At 60.8% G+C, this 24,074-nt stretch carries 22 protein-coding genes; 20 read left to right on the top strand and 2 right to left on the bottom strand.

The features are described 5' to 3' along the window. The first annotated feature begins 5 nt into the window (after positions 1–5). From queA to D7D26_RS03190, 5 genes are all read left to right on the top strand, one after another. Positions 6–1,055, top strand: coding sequence for a tRNA preQ1(34) S-adenosylmethionine ribosyltransferase-isomerase QueA (gene queA / locus D7D26_RS03210; protein ID WP_120371999.1), 1,050 nt, complete (start codon positions 6–8; stop codon positions 1,053–1,055). A 14-nt stretch (positions 1,056–1,069) separates the two neighbouring features. After that, entirely contained in the window at positions 1,070–2,062 is a 993-nt protein-coding gene (gene mltG, locus D7D26_RS03205) for an endolytic transglycosylase MltG (protein ID WP_120371998.1), read from the top strand. A gap of 32 nt (positions 2,063–2,094) precedes the next feature. Then, a complete protein-coding gene (locus D7D26_RS03200; RefSeq protein WP_120371997.1) occupies positions 2,095–3,228 on the top strand; it encodes a GTPase in 1,134 nt (377 codons plus the stop codon). Beyond that, positions 3,228–4,583, top strand: coding sequence for a TldD/PmbA family protein (locus D7D26_RS03195; RefSeq protein ID WP_078016808.1), 1,356 nt, complete (start codon positions 3,228–3,230; stop codon positions 4,581–4,583). Before D7D26_RS03200 ends, D7D26_RS03195 begins: the two co-directional genes overlap by 1 nt. Before the next feature lie 62 nt (positions 4,584–4,645). Beyond that, on the top strand, positions 4,646–7,195 hold the full coding sequence (locus D7D26_RS03190; RefSeq protein WP_120371996.1) for a DNA translocase FtsK: 2,550 nt from the start codon (positions 4,646–4,648) through the stop codon (positions 7,193–7,195). 176 nt (positions 7,196–7,371) lie between these two features. On the opposite strand, the gene rpmB is transcribed toward D7D26_RS03190, so the two are convergent. Further along, a complete protein-coding gene (gene rpmB, locus D7D26_RS03185) occupies positions 7,372–7,566 on the bottom strand; it encodes a 50S ribosomal protein L28 (protein ID WP_040550057.1) in 195 nt (64 codons plus the stop codon). 151 nt (positions 7,567–7,717) lie between these two features. On the opposite strand from rpmB, the gene xseB reads away from it, so the two are divergent. From xseB to D7D26_RS03155, 6 genes are all read left to right on the top strand, one after another. Then, the gene (xseB, locus tag D7D26_RS03180; protein ID WP_120372026.1) at positions 7,718–7,942 is read left to right on the top strand and encodes an exodeoxyribonuclease VII small subunit; all 225 of its coding nucleotides are present in this window, start codon (positions 7,718–7,720) and stop codon (positions 7,940–7,942) included. Continuing rightward, on the top strand, positions 7,932–8,825 hold the full coding sequence (locus tag D7D26_RS03175; protein WP_120371995.1) for a polyprenyl synthetase family protein: 894 nt from the start codon (positions 7,932–7,934) through the stop codon (positions 8,823–8,825). The genes xseB and D7D26_RS03175 overlap by 11 nt, the downstream gene beginning before the upstream one ends. A 1-nt stretch (position 8,826) precedes the next feature. Then, positions 8,827–10,665, top strand: coding sequence for a 1-deoxy-D-xylulose-5-phosphate synthase (gene dxs / locus D7D26_RS03170; protein ID WP_120371994.1), 1,839 nt, complete (start codon positions 8,827–8,829; stop codon positions 10,663–10,665). Then, the gene (locus D7D26_RS03165) at positions 10,646–11,458 is read left to right on the top strand and encodes a TlyA family RNA methyltransferase (protein ID WP_120371993.1); all 813 of its coding nucleotides are present in this window, start codon (positions 10,646–10,648) and stop codon (positions 11,456–11,458) included. Before dxs ends, D7D26_RS03165 begins: the two co-directional genes overlap by 20 nt. A 175-nt stretch (positions 11,459–11,633) precedes the next feature. Then, positions 11,634–12,509, top strand: a complete 876-nt coding sequence (locus D7D26_RS03160) for an NAD(+)/NADH kinase (RefSeq protein ID WP_078016802.1) — start codon at positions 11,634–11,636, stop codon at positions 12,507–12,509. Next, the gene (locus D7D26_RS03155; protein WP_158606252.1) at positions 12,502–14,211 is read left to right on the top strand and encodes an AAA family ATPase; all 1,710 of its coding nucleotides are present in this window, start codon (positions 12,502–12,504) and stop codon (positions 14,209–14,211) included. Before D7D26_RS03160 ends, D7D26_RS03155 begins: the two co-directional genes overlap by 8 nt. A gap of 52 nt (positions 14,212–14,263) precedes the next feature. Here D7D26_RS03155 and D7D26_RS03150 read toward each other — a convergent pair whose 3' ends face one another. Beyond that, positions 14,264–14,941: a GntR family transcriptional regulator gene (locus D7D26_RS03150; RefSeq protein ID WP_078016800.1), complete on the bottom strand. Its 678-nt coding sequence runs from the start codon at positions 14,939–14,941 to the stop codon at positions 14,264–14,266. 201 nt (positions 14,942–15,142) lie between these two features. Here D7D26_RS03150 and D7D26_RS03145 point away from each other — a divergent pair, with 201 nt between their 5' ends. The 9 genes from D7D26_RS03145 to D7D26_RS12750 all read left to right on the top strand — a co-directional run bounded on the left by D7D26_RS03145 (position 15,143) and on the right by D7D26_RS12750 (position 23,941). Beyond that, positions 15,143–16,105, top strand: a complete 963-nt coding sequence (locus tag D7D26_RS03145; RefSeq protein ID WP_120371991.1) for an L-threonine 3-dehydrogenase — start codon at positions 15,143–15,145, stop codon at positions 16,103–16,105. 32 nt (positions 16,106–16,137) lie between these two features. After that, entirely contained in the window at positions 16,138–17,364 is a 1,227-nt protein-coding gene (locus D7D26_RS03140; protein WP_078016798.1) for an aminotransferase class I/II-fold pyridoxal phosphate-dependent enzyme, read from the top strand. Positions 17,365–17,579: 215 nt separating this feature from the next. Beyond that, positions 17,580–17,846, top strand: coding sequence for a 30S ribosomal protein S15 (rpsO, locus tag D7D26_RS03135; RefSeq protein WP_078016986.1), 267 nt, complete (start codon positions 17,580–17,582; stop codon positions 17,844–17,846). A 197-nt stretch (positions 17,847–18,043) separates the two neighbouring features. After that, positions 18,044–20,299 (top strand): polyribonucleotide nucleotidyltransferase, encoded by a 2,256-nt coding sequence (locus D7D26_RS03130; protein ID WP_120371990.1) that lies wholly within the window; start codon positions 18,044–18,046, stop codon positions 20,297–20,299. Between the two features lie 2 nt (positions 20,300–20,301). Continuing rightward, entirely contained in the window at positions 20,302–20,739 is a 438-nt protein-coding gene (gene dut, locus D7D26_RS03125; protein ID WP_120371989.1) for a dUTP diphosphatase, read from the top strand. Between the two features lie 78 nt (positions 20,740–20,817). After that, positions 20,818–22,740 (top strand): threonine--tRNA ligase, encoded by a 1,923-nt coding sequence (gene thrS / locus D7D26_RS03120; protein WP_199674670.1) that lies wholly within the window; start codon positions 20,818–20,820, stop codon positions 22,738–22,740. Positions 22,741–23,017: 277 nt separating this feature from the next. Continuing rightward, positions 23,018–23,326 carry a type II toxin-antitoxin system RelB/DinJ family antitoxin gene (locus D7D26_RS03115; RefSeq protein ID WP_120371988.1) on the top strand — a complete coding sequence of 103 codons (309 nt, stop codon included), beginning with the start codon at positions 23,018–23,020 and terminating at the stop codon, positions 23,324–23,326. Then, positions 23,323–23,667, top strand: a complete 345-nt coding sequence (locus tag D7D26_RS03110; RefSeq protein WP_078016990.1) for a type II toxin-antitoxin system RelE/ParE family toxin — start codon at positions 23,323–23,325, stop codon at positions 23,665–23,667. The genes D7D26_RS03115 and D7D26_RS03110 overlap by 4 nt, the downstream gene beginning before the upstream one ends. Before the next feature lie 139 nt (positions 23,668–23,806). Next, complete coding sequence (locus D7D26_RS12750) at positions 23,807–23,941, top strand: hypothetical protein (protein ID WP_255415970.1); 135 nt, start codon at positions 23,807–23,809, stop codon at positions 23,939–23,941. The last annotated feature ends 133 nt before the right edge of the window (positions 23,942–24,074 follow it).

Genomic DNA, 24,074 nt, shown 5'->3' with positions numbered 1-24,074 from the left:
TGTCAATGACGCAGAGGGACTTTTTCGACATCAATACCTATGATTATGAACTTCCGCCCGAGCTGATCGCGCAAAAACCGGCGGACCCCCGCGACCGTTGCCGCCTTCTGACCGTACGCCGCGCGGACGGGAAGCTGTTTCACCAGCATTTCCACGATGTTCTCCAATGGCTTCGCCCCGGCGATGTCCTTGTGCGCAACGACACGCGCGTTATGGCCGCGCGCGTCGGAGGCGTGAAGGTCAACGGCAGTGCCCAGGTGGAGGTCCTTCTGCTGCGTCCGGAGGACGACGGCGAAAAATGCTGGGAGGCTCTGGTTCGCCCCGGCCGCAAGCTGCCCGAGGGATCGCGGGTGCGCCTTGACGGCGACGTCGTGGTCACAATCGACGCCGTCAAAAGCGAAGACGGCGTGCGCCGCGTCGTTTTCCCCGCCGACTGCGATGTGCGCGCTCTGGCCGAGGCAAACGGCTCGATGCCGCTGCCCCCTTATATTCATGAGCGCTCGTCGCGCCCCGAGGATTATCAGACCGTTTATGCGAAGGATCCCCGTTCTGCGGCGGCGCCGACGGCCGGCCTCCATTTTACTCGCGAGCTGCTTCGGAAAGTCGCCGAGCGCGGCGTGACGATCGCCGACATTACGCTCGAAGTCGGGCTGGGAACGTTCCGCCCCGTCAAAACGGAGGATATTCGAAGGCATCATATGCATGTCGAACACTGCGTGATCCCGCAGGATGCCTATGACAAGATCGTCATGGCCAAGAAGAACGGCGGGCGCGTCGTCGCCCTCGGCACGACCGTGGTGAGGACGCTCGAAGGCATGGCCGCCGCCTCTGGGGGGCTTCATCCGGGCGTGCTGGAAACGGAGCTGTTCATCTATCCTGGGTTCGAATACAAGGTCGTGGACGCACTGATCACGAATTTTCATCTTCCCAAGAGCACGTTGGTGATGCTGGTTGCGGCCTTTGCGGGCTATGACCTGACCATGAAAGCGTACGCCGAAGCGGTGAAGGAACGATATCGCTTCTTTTCGTTCGGGGACGCCATGATGATCGTATAAAGGCAGGCGCCGCGATGAAAAAAATCCTTGCGGTCCTTGCGCTCGCTTTTGTCGGCGCCGCCGCCGCGTATCGCTGGAAGCCTTCGCAGTGGAAAGACGTCTTCGTCATGCCGTTCCATAAGAACGAAAAGACGGCTCAGCTCTTCCTGAAAGAGGGCGAATCTCTGCGCCACTTCGCACAAAGGATCGCCGAAGAGGACCTCGTTGCCGACCGCCGCAATCTGCTGTACTGGCTCGGCAGGAAAGGCGCCGATCGTTCGCTTCGCGCCGGGGGGTATCTCATATCTTCCGGCCCTTCCTGGTATGTCGCTGAACAGCTGAGCAGCAGCGAGCCTTCGTACTTCAGCGCGATCATCGTTCCCGGCGCGCTGCCGCAAAGGCCTTTTTCGCTGGGGAGCGACGAAGCGCAGAAAGCGGCCCTGAATGACCTCGACAACTTCCCCGCGGCCATGCGCCGCATTTTGCCCGACGCCGCCGAAGGACGCGCCGCGTTCCTTTTGCCCGAGACCTATTCCCTGACGGAGGCATCTCTGCCGGAGCTTGTCAGACAGGCGTCGGCGGCGTGGTATGCCCGTTTCGGCGCGCTTCTGAACGATAAGGACAACGCTTTGCGGACGGCGGTGATCGCCTCTCTGCTGCAACGCGAAGCGCAGATCGACAGCGAATACCCTGTGATCGCCGGAGTCATCGAGAACCGGCTGGCTCAGAACATGCTGCTGCAGATCGATGCCAGCGTCGTCTACGCGTGGTATCTTCAGAAAGGCGAAACGCTGAAGCGCGTGCTGTTCAAGCATCTCGAAGTGGATTCGCCGTACAATACCTATAAGAGCGCGGGGCTCCCGCCGCTTCCTGTCTGCGTTCCTTCGCCCCAAGCCTGGGAAGGCGCGTTGGCACCTGAGAAGAACGATTTTCTCTACTATGTGGCCCGCGGCGACGGAAGCCATCGTTTTGCCAAAACAGAAGCCGAACACCAGAAGAACGTGCTGCTCTATCGCAAAAGCAAATAAATTCGTGGGAACAGAAGAAGGAGACGCTTCCGATGGAAGAAAAGAAACGTTGTCCCGGCTGCGGAGCCGTTTTTCAGAGCGTTGACGAGAATCTCCCCGGCTATCTTGTGCCGGGCAAGAATCCCGACGAAGGCGTGCTTTGCAAACGCTGCTTTCAAATGAAGCATTACGGCGTTTATCGCAAGGCGCTGCTCGCTGACCCGGGGATCCAAAAGGATATCAGGGCCCGCGCGCTGGGCGCCGCCGCCCTGTTTCTTGTCCTTGACGTGAGTCGTCCGGAGATTTCCCTGCCCGATCTCGACTGGGCGGAAAGCATGAAAAAGCCTGTCTTTGTTATCGCCAACAAAATCGACCTGCTCGAACCGTGGACGACCCGCAAAGACGTGCTGCAGTGGCTGTCGGAACGCACAGGCGTCCGTCAGGAACAGATTCTCCTGGTCTCGGCGCAGAACCGCGGCGATATGGCCGAACTGCGACGGCACATCGAGGAGACGTTCGACGCCGACGACCGGCTCCTTTTTGCCGGCGCCGCCAATGTCGGCAAGAGCACGCTCCTCGGCGCTCTTTTGAAGAATGAAGTGCCGACGGTGTCCCGTCTGCCCGGCACGACCGTGGGACTGACGGAATACCAGATGGCGGACGGCCCCGTTCTGGTGGACGCTCCCGGCTTGAAGGGGGAGGATCCCTTCGTTCCCGTGCTCTGTCCTGATTGCCTCGCCGCTCTTTCGCCGAAAAAAGTTTTTCAGAGCAGCATCGAGGTGCTGAAAACCGGTCAAACCGTTTTTTGGGGCGGCCTGGCGCAGCTTACAGTTGCGGATGCGGGCGAGCGCGGCTGGGTCCGCTTGGGGATTTTCGCTCCTGACAGCGTCACGATCCATCGCACCCGCGAAGAACGCATCGACGGCCTGATGAAGGATCATGTCGGCGAATTGCTGGTGCCGCCGTGCCGCAAGTGCGCGGCGAAACTGCGGACGCAGAGCTGGCGTGAAGAAGAGTTCCGGATCCGCCCCGAAGAAGATCTGGTCGTCCCCGGCATCGGCTGGGTCGCGCTGTACAGCGGCGCTTGTACGGCGAAGCTGCGCGCCCCCGCGTTCGTGAAGGGAGTTCGGCGTCCCTGGCTCATTCCCTCGCCGGCGCGGCGGCTGCAGGGGAAGAAAAAATATTAATGGCCGCTTTGGAGGACTGCAGGCAGTTTTTGAGCGCTCTGCCCGGTATCGATGGGGGCGATCTGTACTTTCAGCGCTCCGCGTCGCGCAGTTTGTCCTACAGTGACGGAAAAGTCGAAGAGGTTTCCAGCTCTTCGTCCGCTGGCTGTTCCGCCCGTTTGCTGAAAGGCAGGAGTTCGGCTTTTGCCGTGGTTTCCGGCGTCGAACGCGGCGGCGCGGCGCGGGCTCTTGCAGAGGCGGCCCGCATCGCTTCGGTCAAAAGCGGGAAAGTTCCCGCAATGAATTTTCCGATTGACCGCGTGCAGGCGTTCTTTCCGGAGAACGTGGATTTTTTCGGTGAAACTGACCGGTGCCTGCGGGCAGAGTGCGGCTGGATCAGGCAGATCACGCTGTCCTGTTCCGCAAACGCGCGCCGGTACGTCGTCGTTTCACCGGAAGGAAGCCGTGCCGGGGAAGTGGAACATTGTTCTTTTGCCGCCGAGGTGATCGTGGAACGCAATGGACGTCTGGAAAGCGGCTATGACGCTTTTTCCCTGTCCGGAGACGCCCGTGAGTTCTTTCGAGAGCTTTCCGCGAACAACGTGGCTCGCAGAGCTCTTCGGGAGGCTTTGCTCAACCTTGAAGCGGTGGAGTGTCCGACGGGCGCCATGCCGGTGCTTTTATCCGACGAAGCCGGCGGCACCATTGTCCATGAGGCCTGCGGGCATGGAATGGAAGCCGATCTCGCGTTCGAGGAACAGTCGTCCTTTGCGGGAAAAATCGGCAGACAGGTCGCGGCGGAGGACGTGACGGTCGTTGACGACGCGTCGATCCCCGGACTCTACGGTTCTTTTGCCTGCGACGACGAAGGGACGCCCTCCCGGCGGACGGTCCTTATCGAGCGGGGAATTCTGAAAAACTACCTGACGGACAAACGATGTGCGCGCTTGTATGGCCTGCCCCTGACCGGCAACGGGCGGCGCTCGTCCTATGCCGGCCTGCCGATGCCGCGTATGAGCAACACCTTTGTGGCCGAAGGGACCCGCGAGCAGGGCGAGATGATCCAGAGCGTTCCCCGTGGGATCTTCGTCTGCCGCATGGGCGGCGGCGAAGTCAACACGACGACGGGGGAATTCGTTTTCGACGTCACGCAGGGCTCTCTGATCGAAGACGGGAAAATAACGCGCCCGGTCAAGGGCGCTTCGCTGATCGGCCGCGGCATCGACGCGCTGATGGGGATCCGTGCCGTCGGCAAAAGGCTCCACATGGAGCCGGGAATGTGCGAAAAGGAGGGACAAAGCCTCCCTGTCACAGACGGACAGCCATCGTTGCTGATCGATGGACTTGTCGTCGGAGGGACGGCCGCTGATAGATGAGTTCGAAAAATCGCTTTAAATCGCGTCGGCGTGCCACAAAAACTCAGTCTGCACGTGGCAGGATGGCCAAGCGCGGTTTTGAATTCGGCGCGCTGTTCCGTCTGTGTCAGATTTTTCTGGCGGCGATCCTGCTGTATGTCACGGCCTCGTTGTTCACCAAAGGCGCCGGCGTGCTGGGTAAGGACATGGCGAGCTGCCTGCTGCGGCTGGCGGGCGGCGGTCTTGTGCTGCTGCTGTTGCATTTTTTCTACGGCCTTTTTTGTTCTTTGCTGTACCGTCAGGTTCATTCCGTCTTCAGCCAGTGGATGGGGACGTTCTGTCTTTACGGCGCCGTCACTCTGTTCCTGGGAATGCTTCGGCGCATCGGAGCGGGCGAAAATATCGGACTTCTCAGTCCCGGTATTCTGGGGAACGTCTCTTCTCAGGTGCTGCCCCGTTTTATCGGCGTGATCGGGACAATGCTGACGGGGCTGTGTCTTGTCGGACTGGCGGCATTCAATTATGGACATCTCAACGCTGCTCGTGTTGCCTGGCTCCGCGAGCGTTTGTCGTTCGTTCACATGCCGCGCTGGCGCCGCGAAAAAGCGTCCCAGGCCCCCGCTTCTGCGCAGGCCGAGGGGGAAGCCGCGCCGGCGGTGCAGGGTGAGGCCGAAACGGCGCGACCGGAAGAAAGTATCCCCGAAGAGGCGTTGCCCAGCGAAGGAGCCGAGGCTGCCGAGGCCGCCGTTTCTGAAACGGAAAGCCCGCCCCGAAGCGGCGGCGCCGGAAAAACAGGCTTCTGGGGCTCGCTGGGCGCTGCCGTGAAGGCGCTGTTCGGTCACGGCAGGAAGGAACGCGAAAACGGCGAGATCATCGACGAGTATGCCGAGCAATACGCCGACGAGCAGGGAGAGAACGCCGAAAGCGAAGATTACGGCGATTATTTTGCCAACGCGCCCCAGTCCGACCGCTATGGCCATGAAGCGGCGGAGGCGCGGGAAGATGAACTTTCCGATACGAATGGCGAAAGAGCGTCCGCCGCCGTCACTTCCGTGGAATCCGGAAGCGCTGGCGAAGCGGAAAGCGCCTTTGCAGCGGCCGGTTCCGTGCCGATCAGCAAAAAACCTTCCGTGGAAGTGGAACCGTCGGGAGATCTGGTCGGGACGGAGAACGTTCAGTTCTGCGCGGGACGCCCGATTCCCGCGGGAAGTTTCCCGCCGCCGCTCGATCTGCTCGGACCGCATCGGGACATCAAAGAGGTCATCGACGATCAGCAGGCGCAGGAAAACGGACAGAAAGTGATCTTGTCTCTTGCCGATTTCGGCGTTTCCGCGGAACTGAAGCGCACGATCATCGGCCCGACGGTCGTGCAGTATCAGATCCAGTTGGCTCCGGGCATCAAGGTCAGCAAGGTGATGGCTCTCGGCAACGACATTGCCGTGGCGCTGGGCGTCTCCTCGATCCGAGTGGAAGCGCCGATCATCGGCACCTCGTATGTGGGCATCGAACTGCCGAACGTCAATCGCCGTTCCGTGCCGCTGCGCCAGATTCTGGAAAGCGAAGTTTTCCAGAAAACGAAACTCAAGCTGCCGCTGCCGCTGGGGCAGACGGTGGACGGGCGCATCCTCATCTCCGGTTTGGAAGACCTGCCGCATCTGCTGATCGCCGGAACGACGGGGTCGGGCAAGAGCATTTTCGTCAATAACTGCATCGTCTCTCTGTGCTATCACAACACGCCCGCGGAGCTGCGCTTCATCATGGTCGATCCGAAGCGGGTCGAGATGGGCATCTACGAGTCGCTGCCGCATATCCTCGCCAAACCCATCGTCTCGGCGACGGGGGCCGTGCACGCTCTGGCCTGGGCCGTGCGCGAGATGGAGCGGCGCTACGACGTCTGCTATCAGGCAAAGGTCAAGGATATCTTTTCGTACAACAGTAAAGTTCTTCCCAAGGATCGTCTGCCTCATATCGTGATCATCGTGGACGAGCTGGCCGATCTGATGATGACGGCTCAGAAAGAAGTGGAAGACTGCATCATGAGTCTGGCGCAGAAAGCGCGCGCCTCCGGAATCCATCTGATGCTGGCGACGCAGCGCCCCTCCGTCAACGTGCTGACCGGAACCATCAAGGCGAACATCCCGGCGCGAGTGTCTTTCGCGCTGCCGTCGGCGGTCGACTCGAAAACCATTCTGGACAAGTCCGGCGCGCAGAATCTGCTGGGCAAGGGCGACATGCTCTTTGTCAGCACCAAGACGCCGCATCCGCTGCGGATCCAGTCGCCGTTCCTGGACGAACAGACGAACATCAGGGTGGTCGAATATCTGCGCAACACTTTCGGCGATCCCGAATACGTCGATCTGGAAGAGGCAAGTGACGAAAAGGGGGGGACTTCTTCCGACTTTCTTGAAGACAGCCGCCTTGAGGAAGCCATCAAGATCGTGCTCAGCACCGGCGTGGCTTCGTCGAGCGGTCTGCAGCGCCAGATGCGCGTCGGTTTTACCCGCGCCGCCCGCATGGTCGATACGATGGAGTCCATGGGCATCGTCGGACCGCAGCATGGCGGCAAGCCCCGGGAAATCCTGGTGGACGAGGCGGAAGCTTTGGAGATTCTCGAGCAGCTCCGCGGCGAATAGAAAAAAATGACGGTGAAAAAGTTTGCGTCCATCGGGCGCAGACTTTTTCACCGCCATGGCAGGAGCCGGGGATAAAAAAAGAGGCCCCTTTCGGGCCTCTCGGCGTGTCCGTTCTACCGGAAAAGTTCCGGCTGAAATCATTGGCAGCACAAGGAACGGCGGCTTGTCCGTTTTGATTAGAGCGCTCTCTTGACTTTTCCGGAACGAAGGCAACGGGAGCAGATGCGCATTCTCTTCGCTTCGCCGCCGCCAAGGTCCACGCGGACGGAGAAAAGGTTGAGCAGCCAGCGTCTGCGAGTTCTGCGATGAGAGTGGCTCAGCTGATTTCCCGTCGCAGGACCGCGACCACAGCAGTCACATACCTGGGACATTTAAAGCAGCCTCCTTTGTGTAGTGTTCAGTAACAACCAGTGAATTTTAACACAGGTACGGCCATTAAGGCAAATGGTTTCAGAGGTCTGGATATTTTTTTAAGAAGAACATTTTCTCTCTCTGCGGGGAGCTTTGATTGGAGTCGTGAAGATGGACTATTCAGCGAAAATCGGACGCCTTGAAGAAATCTTGAAAAACATGGAGCATACGGCGATGCCGCTTGAGCAAACGCTGGCGCTCTATGAAGAAGGGCAGAAGCTCGTGGCCGAGTGCCGCCGGTTCCTTGCCGAAGCGGAGGGGAAGGTCAAGAAGCTGGAGGACGACGGGACGTTGAGCGACTTTGACCGGCAGGAAGAAGACGAAAATGGACTTTAAAGAAGAACTGAGCCGCCGCTCGGCTTTTTTCGAAAGGTCGCTGCGGACTTTTTGCGGAGAGGAACGCCGCCGCATTCCGGCGCGGCTGCGCGAGGCCATGAATTATTCTCTGTTGGCGGGCGGCAAGCGCCTGCGCCCGGTTTTGTGCATGGCCGGAGCGGAGATCATGGGAGGAAAAGCCGAAAGCGTTGTGCCGATGGCGACGGCGTTCGAGATGGCGCACACCGCGTCCTTGATTCACGACGACCTGCCCTGCATGGACAACGACACGCTGCGCCGCGGCAAGCCGACGAACCATGTCGTTTACGGCGAATCCCTGGCGCTGCTGGCCGGTGACGCGCTGTTTCTTGACGCGTTCGAGACCGCGCTCGACGGTCTGTCGAAAAACGGCGCCGAACCGCAGCGCTGCGTCCGGGCTCTCGCTCTTTTCGCGCAGGCGCTCGGCCCGGAAGGGATCTGCGGCGGCCAGGTGCTCGACACGGATCGCGCCAGCCAGACAAACGACCAGAGTTTTGTCATGGACATCGCTTCGATGAAGACGATGGTGCTGATCCGCGCCTCGTTGTGCGCAGGCGCCATCTTGGCGGGGGCGGACGGCGCGCTTTTGCAGCGGCTCATGAAGTATGGAGAGAACGTCGGGCTGGCGTTTCAGATCGCCGACGACCTCCTCGACTGCACCGGTTCGCAGGCTGCGATGGGAAAGACGCTCGGCAAAGACGAAACGCAGGGCAAACGCACGTTCGTGCGCGCCTACGGTCTCGACGGTGCCCGCGCGCTGCTTCATGAGAGGACGCTGGACGCCGAAAGGCAGCTGGAGCCGTTCGGGGAAAAGGGCGCGTTCCTGCGGAGTCTGGCCGCCTATCTGGAGCACAGGTCGAATTGACATGGCGCTGCTGGACGACATCAAGGGACCGGAAGACGTAAAAAAGCTCCCCGAGAAGGAGCTTCCCGGACTGATCGGCGAAGTTCGTTCCCGCATCGTCGACGTCACGCTGAAAAACGGCGGCCATCTGGCTTCTTCTCTGGGAGCCGTGGAGTTGATCGTGGCGCTGCTGCGGGTCTTCGATCCGCGGCGCGACCGCGTCGTGTTCGACGTGGGGCACCAGGCCTATGCGTGGAAGATCCTGACGGGGCGCAACGCCCGTTTCGAGACGTTGCGGACGGAGGGCGGTATCAGCGGCTTTCCGAAAATGAGCGAAAGCCCGTACGACCACTTCGGCGTCGGACACAGCAGCACCTCGCTCTCGGCGGCCCTGGGATACGCGGTCGCGCGCGACCTGCGCGGCGAAAAGCATCACGTCGTCGCCGTCGTCGGCGACGGCGCGCTGATCAACGGCGAGTCCTTCGAAGCGTTGAATCACGCCGGTTCCCTCGACAATCCCGTGATCTTCATCCTCAACGACAACGCCATGTCGATCAGCCCGCGCGTGGGCGGCATGGCGCTGCATCTGGCGAGGCTGTCCACTTCCGCGCTGTACAAGGGCACGAAAAACGTCGTGAAGAGCTTTTGCCGAAAGGCGTTCCGCACCGACCGGGTCTATCGGCGTTTGGAGCGGATGAAGAACGCCGTCAAAAAAGCGCTGAGCCGCGGCAACCTTTTCAGCGACATGGGGTTGACGTACTGGGGCCCTTTCGACGGACACGACGAACAGGAACTCGAGCGCGTCTTCGCTTTGGCGAAAAATTACGACGGTCCCCTGCTGATCCACGTGCTCACGGAAAAAGGCAAAGGCTATGCGCCGGCCGAAGAAAATCCCGTCGCCTATCACGGCGTCGCCGCCGCGCGGAAAGCTCCCGCGAGTTCGGCGAGCTGGAGCAGGGCGGCGGCTGCGTGCATCGAAGATCTGGCGGAAAAAGACCCCCGCGTCACGATCCTGACCCCGGCCATGACGGAAGGATGCGCGCTGAATCGTCTCCGCGCCGTTTTCCCGTGGCGTTTTTTCGACGTGGGCATCGCCGAAGAACATATGCTCACGTTCGCCGCGGGGCAGGCGGCCGGCGGCCTCAGGCCGATCGCCTGCATCTATTCGACGTTTTTGCAGCGGGCGATGGACCAGCTGGTGCACGACATCTGTCTGCAGCGTCTGCCGGTGATCCTGGCCGTGGACCGCGCCGGACTGGTGGGCGAGGACGGCGAGACGCATCAGGGACTGTTCGACATGAACTGGGCCAGCGCCATCCCCAATCTGAAAGTCTGGGCGCCTTACGACGGTCGCTCGCTGAAAGCCGCCTTCGAGAGCGCGGCGCGCTGCGAAGGTCCGTCGCTGATCCGCTATCCGCGCGGCAGCGCCGTGGAACGGCTGACGCCGGCCGACGCTTTCGAGACGGCAGATTTCGCCTTCGTGAATCGAAACAGCTCATGGTGCGTCGCTGCGGCCGGATCGGCCTGCCAGATCGCTCGCCGGGCGGCCGAACTGGTTGACGAACGCGGCGGCGAAGCGCCCGACCTGCTTTATCTGAACCGCGTTTCTCCGCTGCCGGAAGAGGCGCTGGCGCGGCTGGACGGAAAAAAACTCCTCGTCACGGCCGAAGAAGCGTATGAGCGCGGCGGGCTGGGCGAGCACCTGTCTTTGTTCTGCGCAGAGCGCGGTCTGCAGTGTGCCGTGCGGGCGGCGGCGCTGCCGGCGGCCTTCGTCGCGCCGGGCACGCCGGAGCAGCAACGCAAGCGTCTTGGCCTGACGCCCGAAAGGATCGTGGAGTTCTATGAGCGCCAGATGCGTTAAAAAACGACTTGACCTGCGCCTGGTCGACGAAGGGCTGGCCGATTCCGTTCGGGCGGCCGGCGCGCTGATCATGGCCGGGGAGGTCCTGATCGACGGTCAACCGGCGTCCAGCGCCGGACAGCCGGTGAAGGACGCCGCCGTCGTGCGCCTGAAAAGCGGTTCCGGCGGCTGGGTCAGCCGCGGCGCCCACAAACTGCTGACGGCGATCGAGCGTTTCCATCTGAAGCTGGACGGCCGCGTGTGCCTCGACGTCGGCGCTTCGACCGGCGGTTTCACTCAGGTGATGCTCAAACATGGCGCGGCGAAAGTCTACGCCGTCGACGTCGGCTACGGACTGCTGGACTGGAGCCTGCGCACCGATCCGCGCGTGGTGGTGATGGAGCGCCGGAACGCCCGTTCCCTGACGGGGGAGATGTTTTCGCCGCCGTCGGATTTTGCCTGCAGCGACGCCTCGTTCATATCGCTGCGCCTGCTGTTGAATCCGCTGGCGGCGTCGACGTCGGCGGACGCCGAAGCCGTGGTGCTGGTCAAGCCGCAGTTCGAAGCCCGCCGCGAGGAAGTCGGCGAGGGCGGCGTGGTCCGTTCCGCGGACGTTCATTGCGGCGTGCTGGAAGATCTGTCGGCGTTCATCAGCGGCGAGACGCCGTGGGGACTCGCGGGGGCGGCCTGGTCGGCGATCAAGGGCCCCAAAGGCAACATCGAATTCCTGTTTCATTTGAAAAAAAACGTCGCCTCGGCGGCAGTGGATTTTCATGAGCTGGTGCGCATGAGCCACGAAGCCCTCGCCGAATGAGCTGAACTTTTAAGGCGTCGGAGGAAACTGCGTCTTGTTTCCTTCGGCGCCTTTTTGTTGTTTTGTTGCGGAAATCGCCGCCTTTGAATTGTCGGCTTCGTGAAATCTGCTATAATCGCATTGAATTCTTTTTGTGAAACGGAATCCCTGGTGTATTTCCGATGGAGGACAGTCGATGAAATTCGGCCTGATTGTTAATTTGTCGAAGCCCGAAGCGGTCCAGCTGGCTGAGGAGCTGTGCGCGTGGGGAAGAAAGAGGGACAATCCCTTTTTGCTCTTTGCCGATGAGGCGGCCGCGCTCCGTCAGAGCGGGATCCCTCTCGACCGTTGGCTGGCGGAGGTGGAGACGGCGCTGGTGATCGGCGGCGACGGCACTTTTCTGCAGGCCGCCCATCTGGTGCAGCACAGCGGCATCAACCTGTTCGGCGTCTCCGTGGGACACCTGGGCTTCCTGGCGGTCGGCGATCCGCGGCGCGTGCGCGAACAGATCGAGCAGATCGAAAAGGGCGATTTTAAGATCGAACGGCGGCGTTGTCTCGAAGGCGTATTGGCGACGGAGGAGAAAGAACGGCGCGTTTTCGCTCTCAACGATCTCGTGCTCAGCAAGGGGATCCAGGCGCGGCTGGTCTCTCTCGACGTGCAGGTGCAGGGGAAGCCGATATGCGAATACCGCGCCGACGGCGTGATCATTTCGACGCCGACGGGATCTACGGCTTATGCGCTTTCCGCGGGCGGGCCGATCGTGCCGCCGTCGCTGGACTGCATGCTGCTGGTCCCCATTTGCGCGCACACGTTATATGCGCGCCCCACGCTGCTGGGGCCGGACGACTGCCTGACGCTGCGCCCGACGGAAAATTCCGAGCTGTTTTTGACGGTGGACGGCGCCGACGTTTACCCTCTTTCCAGCCGCGATCGTCTCGATGTGCGGCTCTCCAGGGATCACGGCGTCAACACCATCTCGCTGCCTCAGTTCGACTATTACGATCTGCTCCACGAAAAGCTCCTGTGGGGCTGGAATCCAGTTTCCGAAAGGAGCGCCCGCCGTGCTTGAAGAGCTGAAACTCGTTTCCGTGGGCGGCATCGGGCAGGTTTCGCTGCGCTTCGGCGCCGGATTGACGGCGGTGACGGGGGAGAGCGGGGCCGGAAAAAGCAGTCTGGTGCGCGGGCTTGAACTGGTCTGTGGAAAGCGCAGTTCCAGTGGCACGATTCGCGCCGGAGATGAGATCGCCGTCGCGGAGGCGTTCTTTTATCAGCCCGACCGCCTGGAGGGCGTCGGCGAGGAGCTGCAGCCTCAGGATTGTTCGCTGGCGCTGCGGCGCGAACTGTCGCGCTCCGGGCGCGGCAGGTGTTCCGTCCAGGGGCGGACGGTGCCGTTGAACGCCGTCCTGGATCTGGCTCCCCGGCTGCTCACGATCCAAAGCCAGTTCGCCCAGCTCGAGCTGCTCGACCCCGACCGTCAGCTCAAAATCCTCGACGCCTGCGGCGGCGAAGGGCTGAAAGAGACGAAGGTCCGGCTCGAAAAGGAATTTTACAAAGTCTTGGACTGCGAGCGGGAACTGCGCCGCAACAAACAGCGCGAACAGGAAATCACCTCGGCGTACGGGGCGCTGGCCGAGATCGCGCCTTTTTTGGAACGCGCCGGTCTGCAGCCCGACAGCGAAGAACGGCTGAATGAGGACTTCGCCGAAACGGAGCGCGAACTCAAACGCCTGCGCGAGCTGCGCGGCCGCTTCCGCATGCTGCAGAACCAGGAAAGCGGCGGACTGGTCTCCGAGCTTTCGGGCGTCCTCAACGGCCTTTCCGAGCTCGTGCCCTGCGAGAACCGCGAGGCGCTCGGCGAGATGTCGCAAAAAGCGATCGCCGTTCTCGAAGACCTTGCGGGAGCGATCGGCGCGCTGGCCTCTTCGGAAGCGCTCGAGAATCTCGAAGCGGAACTGGAAGCTCTTGAAGCTTCCCTCGGTCAGATTCGCAAGAGCAAGCGCCTTGCCAAGGTGAACACCGTCGAGGAACTGCTGGAATACTGGCATAAAGGCGAGGAAGAATCGCGCTGGCTGGCCGGATCGGGAAAAATCCAGGCCGACCTGAACGAGAAAATCGCGGCCGCCAAGAAAGCCGTCGCGAAGGAAGCCCGTACGCTGCTGGAGCAGCGCACCGCGGCGGCGCTGGCGCTTCAGCAGCGAGTCAGCGAGAATCTCGCCGGCGTGGCGATGGAGAACACGCAGTTCCGCATCCGCATCACCGAAACGAATAAACTGAAAGCAAACGGCGCCGAGAAGGTGGATTTCGTCCTGCGGCGCGGCGATCAGGAAATTCCGGTAGCGAAAGCGGCTTCCGGCGGCGAGCTGAGCCGTATCCTTTTGGCCATCCAGATCTCGCTTCCCGATGAACTGATGCCGCCCACGGTCGTTTTCGACGAAGTGGAAGCCGGGCTGGGCGGACGGGCCGCCTATCTGACCGGCCTGAAGCTGCGCGAGCTGGCCGACCGCGTCCAGGTCATTCTGATCACCCATGAAGCCAGCATCGCGGCGCTGGCAAACCGACATTACCGCGTGACGCGCCGGGGCACGCTCTCCACCGTGACGCGCGTCGAGGGGGAAGAGCGGATCCGGGAGATCGCGCGGATGCTCTCCGGAAACGACCAGGAAGAAGAGGCGCTTTCGCATGCGCGCAAGCTGCTTGGGGCAGACGCCGCCGACGAGGAAATCGTTTTTGATCCGGACCGTTTTTTTGACGGAAAAAGCAGTCCCTTGTGATCGCCGGGTGTGGACGATCGAAAGGGACTGCTTTTTTTTTGAGGCGGGCAAATTATTCGTGATTGCGATTCTGGACGTGGCGCATATAAGCCTGAAGGTCCTTGGACGTGTTGACAAGGTGGCTTTCCAGAGCCTTGAGCGTGCGGTCGAGGTCATGGGCCTTCACGCCGGCAAGGATTTCGCGGTGCTGCTCCTCCGATTCCTTGCGCATGGAACTGAGATGGTTGCGGATGTAACGGTCGACCTGACGGCGCAGTTTGGCGAGCATATCGAGCGTCATCGGTCGGTCGGCCGGCTCGTACAGCGAGGAATGGAAGAGCACGTTCATGTCGCGCCATTTGACGGGATCTTCCTCTTTTTCCATCCTGTCCAGCAGCACCTCTTCTTCCTGGATCAGCGCGTTCGAGATCAGGTCGAAGGAGACTTTCATGATGCCGACTTCGAGCCAGGTGATCATGTCGTAAATTTCGCGGGCGTCTTCAAGGCTCAGCCCGGAAACGATCGCGCCGCGACGGCCGCGGAATTCGACCAGCCCTTCGATCTCGAGCTGCTTCAAAGCTTCCCGCAGCGGGATCGGGCTGACGCCCATCCGCGCCGCGAGCTGGTTCTGCAGCAACTGCTCGTTTTCCTGAAGAATTCCCCGATAAATGGCCTCGCGCAGCACGTTGGCGATGTAGTACGAGGCGGCCTTGTCTCCGCTGATACGAGGCATCAGCTCTTCCAATGTCATGTTTCAGATTTCTCCCTTCCCGAAAGCAAAATTTCTGCCTGGATACTATATTATTCTACTCTCTCGGAGTATAAAAATCCATGTCCTATTTTTATGTTATTTTATTATATATAGAATCTCATTTCGAATTATACTCATTTGACAAACAAACTTCGCCTCCATATACTTAAGAAAAATAAGAAGTCAACTGGAGGCGTTTTGATGAAAAAGATCATGGTTTCTGGCTGTCTCGGCCAGATCGGCACAGAGCTCGTCACCAAGCTGAGACGTGATTACGGCGCGGAAAACGTTCTCGCGACCGATATCCGCGAGGACTCGGCCCATGTCCTTCCCGAGGGGCCTTTTGTGATTCTCGACGCCCGCGACGGCAAAAAGTACGCGGAGCAGGTCGAAAAGTTCAAGCCGGACACGATCTATCATTTGGCCGGACTGCTTTCCGCGACGGCCGAGAAGAAACCTCAGCTCGCCTGGGACATCAACATCAACGGGGTCTACAACGCCCTCGAATGCGGTCGGATCTATCACAGCGCCGTCTTTTTCCCCAGTTCCATCGCCGCCTTCGGCCCCGATACGCCTCGCGACAAAACGCCGCAGGACACGCTGCAGCGCCCCAATACGATCTACGGCGTGACGAAAGTGGCCAGCGAACTCCTGGCGGAATATTACCATAAAAAATGGGGCGTCGATACCCGCGGTGTGCGTTTCCCCGGCCTGATCTCCTACAAGACGCTGCCCGGCGGCGGCACCACCGATTACGCCGTCGACATCTACTATCAGGCCGTGCAGCAGGGCAAGTACACCAGCTACATCGCCAGGGGCACCTACATGGACATGATGTACATCCCCGACGCGATCGACGGCATGATCCAGCTGATGGAAGCCGATCCGTCGCGGCTGGTCCACCGCTGCTGCTTCAACATCACCAGCATGAGTTTCGAGCCGGAACAGGTCGCCGCGGCGATCCGCGCCCATATCCCTTCGTTCGCGATGGATTACGCCGTCGATCCCGTGCGCCAGGCCATCGCCGACAGCTGGCCGAACTCTCTCGACGATTCGGCTGCCAGGGCGGAATGGGACTGGGATCCCAAATACGATCTGGAGAGCATGACGGTGGACATGCTCAAGAACCTGCGCGCCAAACTCGGCGACAAGGCGAAGTTTTAAAAAAATCTCGTAAGGCAGGAGGCATTCATACGATGAAAAAACTCGAAGCGGTACTGACGGCGGAGCTTGAAAAGTTGAAGCAGGAAGGCCGTCTGAAGGGCAAAGAACAGATCATCGTCGACGTGAAAAAGGGCGAAGGCGCCAAGGGGCCCCGTTATTTCCTGAAAGGGGAGGGCGGCAAGGAATTCATCCGCATGAATTCCAATTCCTATCTGGGCCTGTCGCTGCGCGAGGACATGATCGCCGCGGAGGAAGAGGGCACGCGCAAGTACGGCGTCGGTCCCGGCGCGGTCCGCTTCATCAGCGGCACCTTCAAGGCGCACCGCGACCTGGAGCACAAGCTGGCTGCCTTCCACGGCCGCGAGGACGCCATGATCTTCAGCGCCGCCTACGTGACCGTCGGCGGCGTCCTGACCTCGCTGATCAGCAAGGAAACCTTCGTCATCAGCGACGAACTGAACCACAACAGCATCATCAACGCCATCAAACTCGGCCTGGGCAAGTCGGGGCTGCGCGCCGTCTCCAAGCACAACTCTCTCGACGACCTCAAGCGCTGTCTGGACGAAGCCGTCAAGAGCGGGGCCAAGCGCGCTCTGGTGGTGACCGACGGCATCTTCAGCATGAGAGGCGACCACGCGCCTTTGAAGGAGATCGTCGAGCTGGTGCACAGCTATGACGATCGCTTCGCCGAGGACGCCTTCGTCGTGGTCGACGATTCCCACGGCGTCGGCGCGTTCGGCAGGACGGGGCGCGGCACGGAGGAGATCACCGGCGCCCGCGTCGACGTGCTGATGGGCACGCTCGGCAAGGCGTACGGCGTCAACGGCGGCTACGTCGTCGGTTCGCGCGCGCTGATCACGTATCTGCGCGAGCACGCCGCCATGTACATCTATTCCAATCCCATCACCGTCGGCGAAGCCTATGCCGCCATAAAGGCGCTGGAGATCCTCGACAGCGAAGAAGGCCGCACGATCCTCGCTCATCTGCGCGCCGTGACCAAGCGTTTCGAGGACGGCCTGGTCGCGCTCGGTTACGAGACGATCCCCGGCGAACACCCCGTGACGCCGCTCGTGCTTCACGACACGGCCCGTACCAAAGCGCTGGTCGCGCACCTGACGGAGCACGGCGTGCTGGCCACCGGCATGACCTATCCCGTGGTGCCCAAGGGCGCCGAGGAGATCCGCTTCCAGATCAACGCGGACCACACCGAAGCCGACATCGACGAAGTGCTGTCGGCGATCGCCTCGTTCAAGGGTTAGATTTTTTCCGGCGGCCGTCGGTCCGGCGCCCCGCTTTTTCCCGTCCCTCGCGAAAAAGAGCTTGCAACTCCTGCGAAGCGATGCTACAATGCTTTTCGACCTGTTACTCCGTTGCTCCCCCTCGGGAGCTTCCCGTTCCGCTTTGCTTCCATGGAGCGCAAAGTCGGAGAGGAGCTACGTTGTTTCAGGATTATTGCCCCATGAGGTGAAGCATTATGTTGGAGAAGTCAGTCAAAACCGAGCTCATCGAGAAGTATCGCGTGCATCCCACCGATACCGGCTCGCCCGAAGTGCAGATCGCCGTTCTCACGCAGAGGATTCGCGATCTGACCGATCACCTGCGCGTGCACATCCACGACCACCATTCCAAGAAGGGCCTTCTGACCCTTGTCGGCAAGCGCCGCAAGCTTCTGCGCTATCTGAGCGGAAAGGATTTCAACCGCTACAAGCAGCTGATCGAAAGCCTGGGCCTTCGCCATTAAGCCCAACGGAAAGAGAGAGTCCCGTTCGTTCGGAACTCTCTCTTTCTTTTTTGACAAAAAGTTTTCAGGGATTCTAAGGGCGATTCCCTCGGATTTATGCGCCGATCTTGAAATTCGACTCTCGCATTTATATGAAATTGTGTTATTCTTACGCTATTATATATCGCGATCGAAAAGAAAGAGGAGGAGTCTTTTATATGGAAAAGACCTACACACTGAACGTCGGCGGCCAGGATCTGGTTTTCAAAACCGGAAAAGTCGCCAAGCAGGCCAACGCGGCCGTTGTCGCGTCTCATGGAGAAACGACCATTCTCACCACCGCCTGCATGTCGGACAAGCCCCGCGTGGGATTGGATTTCTTTCCCCTGCTCGTCGATTTTGAAGAACGCTATTACGCCGCCGGCAAGATCCCAGGCGGCTACATCAAGAGGGAAGGCCGTCCTTCCCAGACCGCCATTCTCAGCGCCCGCGTCGTCGACCGCTCGATCCGTTCGCTCTTCGACGATTCCATGCGCAACGACGTGCACGTCGTCGCCACGGTGCTGGCCGTCGATCAGAAGAATCCCGCCAACATCCTCGCCATCAACGCCGCTTCCGTGGCGCTGACGATCTCCAACATCCCCTGGGGCGGCCCGGTCGGCGCCGTGCGCATGGGCTGCATCGGCGGCGAACTCGTCGTCAATCCCACCGAGGAGCAGATGGCCGAGAGCACGCTCGACCTGACGGTGGCCGGACACGCCGGCGGCATCACCATGGTCGAAGCCGGCGCCAAGGAAGTTCCCGAAGAACTGCTCGTCAATGCGCTGCAGACGGCGCAGGACGAGATCAAAAAGATCGTCGCGTTTCAGCTGCGGATCCGCGAGGAGATCGGCCAGCCCAAGACGGAGCTGCCCGCGCCGCTGGCGATCGAAGAGATCGACCGCTGGGTGAAGGACAACCTGAGCGAAGAGACCGCGAAGGCCGTGATGATCCACGGCAAAAAGGAGCGCGGCGCCGCGATCTCCGCGCTGGTGGAGAAGGCGACGGCCCATTTCGCTGATCTTTACGCCGACGCCGAAGGCTACATCGCCGGCGCGGTGGAAGCGCTGGTCAAAAGCACGATGCGCACGATCACGGCCCGCGACAAGATCCGCGCCGACGGCCGCGCCACCGACGAGATCCGCCCGATTTCCTGCGAAGTGAACGTGCTGCCCAAAGTCCACGGTTCGGCGCTGTTCACCCGCGGCGAGACGCAGGCCCTGGTAGTCACCACGCTCGGTATGCTGGGCGAAGACGATCAGATCATCGACGGTCTGAAACTCGACGAGCCCAACAAAAGATTCCTGCTGCACTACAACTTCCCGCCCTATTCCGTGGGCGAGATCAAGCCCATGCGCGGCCCCGGACGGCGCGAGATCGGCCACGGCGCTCTCGCCGAGCGCGCGCTGGCGCCGCTGGTGCCCGGCGAAGAAGAATTTCCCTACGTCGTCCGCGTCGTCTCCGACATTCTCGAGTCCAACGGCTCCAGCTCGCAGGCTTCGATCTGCGGCGGCAGCCTTTCGATGATGGCCGCCGGCGTGCCCATGAAAAAGCACGTGGCCGGCATCGCCATGGGGCTGATCAAGGAAGGCGACGACATGGTCATCCTCACCGACATCCAGGGACTTGAGGATCACTACGGCGACATGGACTTCAAAGTCGCCGGCACCCGCGACGGCGTCACGGCGCTGCAGATGGACAACAAAGCCGGCGGCATCACCCGCGAGGTTCTGTCTCGCGCGCTGATGCAGGCCCATCAGGCCCGCATGCAGATCCTCGACGCGATGGAAGCCTGCATCCCCGAACCCGCGCCGCTGTCGCCCAACGCCCCCCGCATCTTCACGATGAACATCGACGTGGACAAGATCCGCGACGTGATCGGCCCGGGCGGCAAGATCATCCGCAACATCGTCCAGGAGAGCGGCGCCAAGATCAACGTCGAGGACGACGGCAGCGTGTACATCTGCGCCGTGTCGCCCGACAGCGTCGAAAAAGCCCGCCGCATGATCCACGACATCGTCCGCGAGGTCGAAGCCGGAGAGGCGTTCTACGGCACCGTCACCCGACTGATGGCCTTCGGCGCTTTCGTCGAAGTGCTGCCCGGCAAGGAAGGCCTGCTTCACATCAGCGAGATCAGCACCAAACACATCGGCAAGGTAGAAGACGTTTTCGCCCCCGGCGATCACGTCATCGTCGAAGTCAAGGAGATCGACGACCAGAACCGCATCAACCTGTCGCGCCGCCGCCTGCTGGCCGACCCCGCCCTGATCGAGTCGGCCGGGCTGACGCAGTACCTTCCCGCAGAGGAAGAGCGCGACAAAATGATCGCCGCTTTGCCCGACGCATCCGCCCCTTCGCGCGACAGAACTCCCCGCCGCGACGGCGACCGCGAGCGCCGGGGCGACCGCGGTCCGTTCCGCCGCGACCGCCGTTGACCATGACGCTGACCGTCAGGATCCGGCGCGAGAACGACGACATCCCGCTGCCCGAGTACGCGACTGACCAGGCGGCGGGGATGGACCTTCGCGCCAGCGAAGATCTGGTGCTCGAACCCGGCCAAATCGCCGGCGTCGGGACCGGCCTTCACATCGAACTGCCCGCAGGGTACGAGGCGCAGATCCGTCCCCGAAGCGGACTGGCTTTGAAGCACGGCATTTCGGTGCCGAACGCGCCGGGCACGATCGACGCCGATTACCGCGGAGAGATCCGCGTGATTTTGGTGAATCTGGGCCGCGAGCCTTTTCCCATCCATGCGGGCGACCGTATCGCCCAGATGGTGGTGGCTCCCGTCACGCGGGTCAGCTGGCAGCCCAGCGAAACGCTCAACGAGACAGGCCGCCAGAGCGGCGGCTTCGGAAGCACGGGGACCCGTTAGGACCCGTCGAGGCAACACCGTACAATGCAGCGCGCTGCGCAGAGTCAGCGCATCGCGCTTTGAGAAGGAGGCAACAAAATGTTCAAATATCATGGCCCCGAAGGGCAATTGCTTGAAAGCGACGCGCTCAAGGCCGGAGACATCCTTTCCCGGTGGAAGCTGGACAAGGGGGCCGTCGCCGCTTTCGTCGACGGAGAGGAAAAAGATCTCGACGTCGTGGTCGATCATGACGCGGAAGTCAAGCCGATCACGCCGGAGACGGAGGAAGGACTGGAAATCGTCCGCCATTCCACGGCGCACCTGCTGGCCGAGGCCGTCATGAATCTGTACCCGGCCGCCAAGGTGGCCATCGGTCCGACGATCAAAGACGGCTTTTACTACGACATCGAATTCCCCGAGACCGTTTCCGAGGAGATCCTGCCCGCCCTCGAAAAGGAAATGCGCCGCATCGCCAAGCGCTCCATCCCGCTGCGCCGCGAGCGGGTCGGCGTCGCCGACGCCATCAAACTGTTCAAGGAACGCAGCGATCCCTACAAAGTCGAAATCCTCGAGGGCGTCGGCGACGAGACCGTCAACCTGTACTGGCAGGACGATTACGTCGATCTGTGCCGCGGCCCGCACGTGCCCAACACGCGCTTTCTGAAGCACTTCAAGCTGCTGTCGATGGCCGGGGCGTACTGGCGCGGCGACGAGCACAACATCATGCTGACCCGCATCTACGGCACCGCCTTCAACACGCAGGAAGAGCTCGACGCCTACATCGCCCGCATGGAAGAGGCGCGCCGCCGCGACCACCGCAAGCTGGGCAGGGAACTCGACCTGTTCAGCCTGCACAACGAGGGCGTCGGTTTCCCGTTCTTCCATCCCAAAGGCATGGTCGTCATGAACAAACTCATGTCCTTCTGGCGCCGTCTGCATTTCCTCAACGGCTACAGCGAGGCCCGCACGCCGCAGATCCTCAACCGCGATCTGTGGCTCCAGTCCGGCCACTGGGACCATTACCGCGAGAACATGTACTTCACCACCATCGACGACATCCCGCACGCGATCAAGCCGATGAACTGCCCCGGCGGCATCATCATCTACAAGACGAGCAAGCACAGTTACCGCGAGCTGCCCATCCGCATGGGCGAGCTGGGCGTCGTGCACCGGCACGAGCTCTCCGGCGCGCTGCACGGGCTCATGCGCGTGCGCTGCTTCACCCAGGACGACGCGCATCACTTCTGCACGCCCGAACAGATCAAGGACGAAGTCAAGCTGATCATGAAGCTGGAAGATTACGTGTACACGCACGTCTTCGGCTTCAAGTACCACGTCGAGCTCTCGACCCGCCCAGAGAACTCCATGGGCAGCGACGAGCTCTGGGAGATCGCCGAGAACGCCCTGCGCGAGACGCTCGAGGAGACCGGCACGCCCTACGTGCTCAATCCCGGCGACGGCGCCTTCTACGGCCCCAAGATCGACTTCCATCTCGAAGACTGCATCGGCCGCACCTGGCAGTGCGGCACCATCCAGCTCGACTTCACGATGCCCGAGAAGTTCGATATGACCTACGTCGGCGCCGACGGCAAGGAACATCGGCCCGTCATGCTGCACCGCACGATTTTGGGCAGCATCGAGCGCTTCATGGGCATCCTCATCGAGAACTACGCCGGCGCGTTCCCTTATTGGCTGGCCCCCGTGCAGGTCAAGCTGCTCGCGGTGAGCGACGACCATCTGTCCTACGCCCGCGAGGTGGCCGAGAAGCTCCAGGATCTGAACGTCCGCGTCGAGATCGACCGCCGCGACGAAAAGCTGGGACGCAAGATCCGCGACGCGCAGATGGAAAAGGTGCCCTATATGCTCGTGATCGGCGACAAGGAAGTGGAAGCGCGCACCGTGGCCGTCCGCGACCGCGCCAAGGGCGACCTCGGCAGCATGGATTTCGCCGCCTTCACCGGGCTTTTGGCGGAACAGTACGATCCGGAGAAGGAAAACTTCCGCGTCAGGCTCGGCCAGTAACGCGGAAACGGAGAACGGCAGCGGCGCGGATGGAAAAGAAGACGTCAGCCGCCCGCTGCGGCACACTTCATATCGAAAGACGACAGCGCTGGAAGGCCGCCCCTTCCAGCGCTGTTTGGTATGCGGCGACGGCGCGCCCCGATCGGCCTTTCGTTTTTTTGTCCGCGCCGCGTTTGGACGACGGACATCTCCTTTATTAAACAGCGAAGATTTCTGCAATATGACTTGCGATTGTACGTACAATCGCGTACAATGGACTCGAAAAGGAGGGATCTTCATGGCACAGAAATCTGCTAATTTATATGTAAGGATCGAACCGGATGTCAAAGAACAGGCGGAAAGCATTTTGTCTGCGTTAGGCGTGCCGGCTTCCAATGCCATCAATATGTTTTACAAACAGATCATCATCCACAGAGGGCTTCCGTTTGAAGTTGTACTTCCCGCCAGAAGACCGCTTGATCTGTCGGAAATGAGCGCAGTGGAGTTGTCGGAGGAACTTGAGAAAGGATATGCGGACATGAAGGCTGGAAGAACTAAGCCGGCGAAGGAGTTCTTTTTAGCGATCCGTAAAGGCTATGCCTTATGACGAGATATGAGACGGCTATTTCTTGCCAAGCAGAGCGGGACCTGCGGGAAATATTCGAATATATCGCCTTTGAACTGCTCGCTCCCGAGAATGCGAATTCTCAACTTACACGGCTGGAACGTGCGATAGGGAAACTTGAAACGTTTCCGGAAAAGTACAGGCAATATGCAAAAGAACCTTGGAAAAGCAGGAATCTCAGGGTAATGCCGGTAGATGATTATTGTGTTTTCTATATCCCCGACACGGAAGAAATGACGGCAACTGTCATTCGTGTGATCTATGGCGGCAGAGATATAGATAAACAATTGGAACAGTTCACAGATGATATGCCAGAGGTATGATAAAGGATCCTTTATCCCCTGTGCGGCTCAAATCGAACGCGCTCACTATTTTAACCGTTACGCTGATTCCCGTGATGTTCGGAAAGAGCGAAACAGGAAGGCCGGGCATTCCGGCAGAGACCGAACGCCAGACGATCTCTTGAGGGACAAAAAGACCTGCCCGGAGGAATCGCCGATCCAGATCGGCACGATGGAGCATTCCGTCCCGCTGGAGGTTTTGGCGGAACAGTACAATCCCGAGAAGGAAAACTTCCGCGTCAGGCTCGGCCAGTAACGCGGAAACGGAGAACGGCAGCGGCGCGGATGGAAAAGAAAACGTCAGCCGCCCGCTGCGGCACACTTCATATCGAAAGACGACAGCGCTGGAAGGCCGCCCCTTCCAGCGCTGTTTGGTATGCGGCGACGGC

Source organism: Pyramidobacter sp. CG50-2, assembly GCF_003612005.1.
Classification (GTDB): Bacteria; Synergistota; Synergistia; order Synergistales; family Dethiosulfovibrionaceae; genus Pyramidobacter.
This window is presented reverse-complemented; position numbering and strand designations above follow the sequence as displayed.

What these genes read in the sequence shown, in the direction of transcription:
- queA (WP_120371999.1), top strand. Translation starts at nt 6, where the DNA reads ATGACGCAGAGGGACTTTTTCGACATCAATACCTATGATTATGAACTT.
- mltG (WP_120371998.1), top strand. Translation starts at nt 1,070, where the DNA reads ATGAAAAAAATCCTTGCGGTCCTTGCGCTCGCTTTTGTCGGCGCCGCC.
- D7D26_RS03200 (WP_120371997.1), top strand. Translation starts at nt 2,095, where the DNA reads ATGGAAGAAAAGAAACGTTGTCCCGGCTGCGGAGCCGTTTTTCAGAGC.
- D7D26_RS03195 (WP_078016808.1), top strand. Translation starts at nt 3,228, where the DNA reads ATGGCCGCTTTGGAGGACTGCAGGCAGTTTTTGAGCGCTCTGCCCGGT.
- D7D26_RS03190 (WP_120371996.1), top strand. Translation starts at nt 4,646, where the DNA reads ATGGCCAAGCGCGGTTTTGAATTCGGCGCGCTGTTCCGTCTGTGTCAG.
- rpmB (WP_040550057.1), bottom strand. Translation starts at nt 7,566, where the DNA reads ATGTCCCAGGTATGTGACTGCTGTGGTCGCGGTCCTGCGACGGGAAAT.
- xseB (WP_120372026.1), top strand. Translation starts at nt 7,718, where the DNA reads ATGGACTATTCAGCGAAAATCGGACGCCTTGAAGAAATCTTGAAAAAC.
- D7D26_RS03175 (WP_120371995.1), top strand. Translation starts at nt 7,932, where the DNA reads ATGGACTTTAAAGAAGAACTGAGCCGCCGCTCGGCTTTTTTCGAAAGG.
- dxs (WP_120371994.1), top strand. Translation starts at nt 8,827, where the DNA reads ATGGCGCTGCTGGACGACATCAAGGGACCGGAAGACGTAAAAAAGCTC.
- D7D26_RS03165 (WP_120371993.1), top strand. Translation starts at nt 10,646, where the DNA reads ATGAGCGCCAGATGCGTTAAAAAACGACTTGACCTGCGCCTGGTCGAC.
- D7D26_RS03160 (WP_078016802.1), top strand. Translation starts at nt 11,634, where the DNA reads ATGAAATTCGGCCTGATTGTTAATTTGTCGAAGCCCGAAGCGGTCCAG.
- D7D26_RS03150 (WP_078016800.1), bottom strand. Translation starts at nt 14,941, where the DNA reads ATGACATTGGAAGAGCTGATGCCTCGTATCAGCGGAGACAAGGCCGCC.
- D7D26_RS03145 (WP_120371991.1), top strand. Translation starts at nt 15,143, where the DNA reads ATGAAAAAGATCATGGTTTCTGGCTGTCTCGGCCAGATCGGCACAGAG.
- D7D26_RS03140 (WP_078016798.1), top strand. Translation starts at nt 16,138, where the DNA reads ATGAAAAAACTCGAAGCGGTACTGACGGCGGAGCTTGAAAAGTTGAAG.
- rpsO (WP_078016986.1), top strand. Translation starts at nt 17,580, where the DNA reads ATGTTGGAGAAGTCAGTCAAAACCGAGCTCATCGAGAAGTATCGCGTG.
- D7D26_RS03130 (WP_120371990.1), top strand. Translation starts at nt 18,044, where the DNA reads ATGGAAAAGACCTACACACTGAACGTCGGCGGCCAGGATCTGGTTTTC.
- dut (WP_120371989.1), top strand. Translation starts at nt 20,302, where the DNA reads ATGACGCTGACCGTCAGGATCCGGCGCGAGAACGACGACATCCCGCTG.
- thrS (WP_199674670.1), top strand. Translation starts at nt 20,818, where the DNA reads ATGTTCAAATATCATGGCCCCGAAGGGCAATTGCTTGAAAGCGACGCG.
- D7D26_RS03115 (WP_120371988.1), top strand. Translation starts at nt 23,018, where the DNA reads ATGGCACAGAAATCTGCTAATTTATATGTAAGGATCGAACCGGATGTC.
- D7D26_RS03110 (WP_078016990.1), top strand. Translation starts at nt 23,323, where the DNA reads ATGACGAGATATGAGACGGCTATTTCTTGCCAAGCAGAGCGGGACCTG.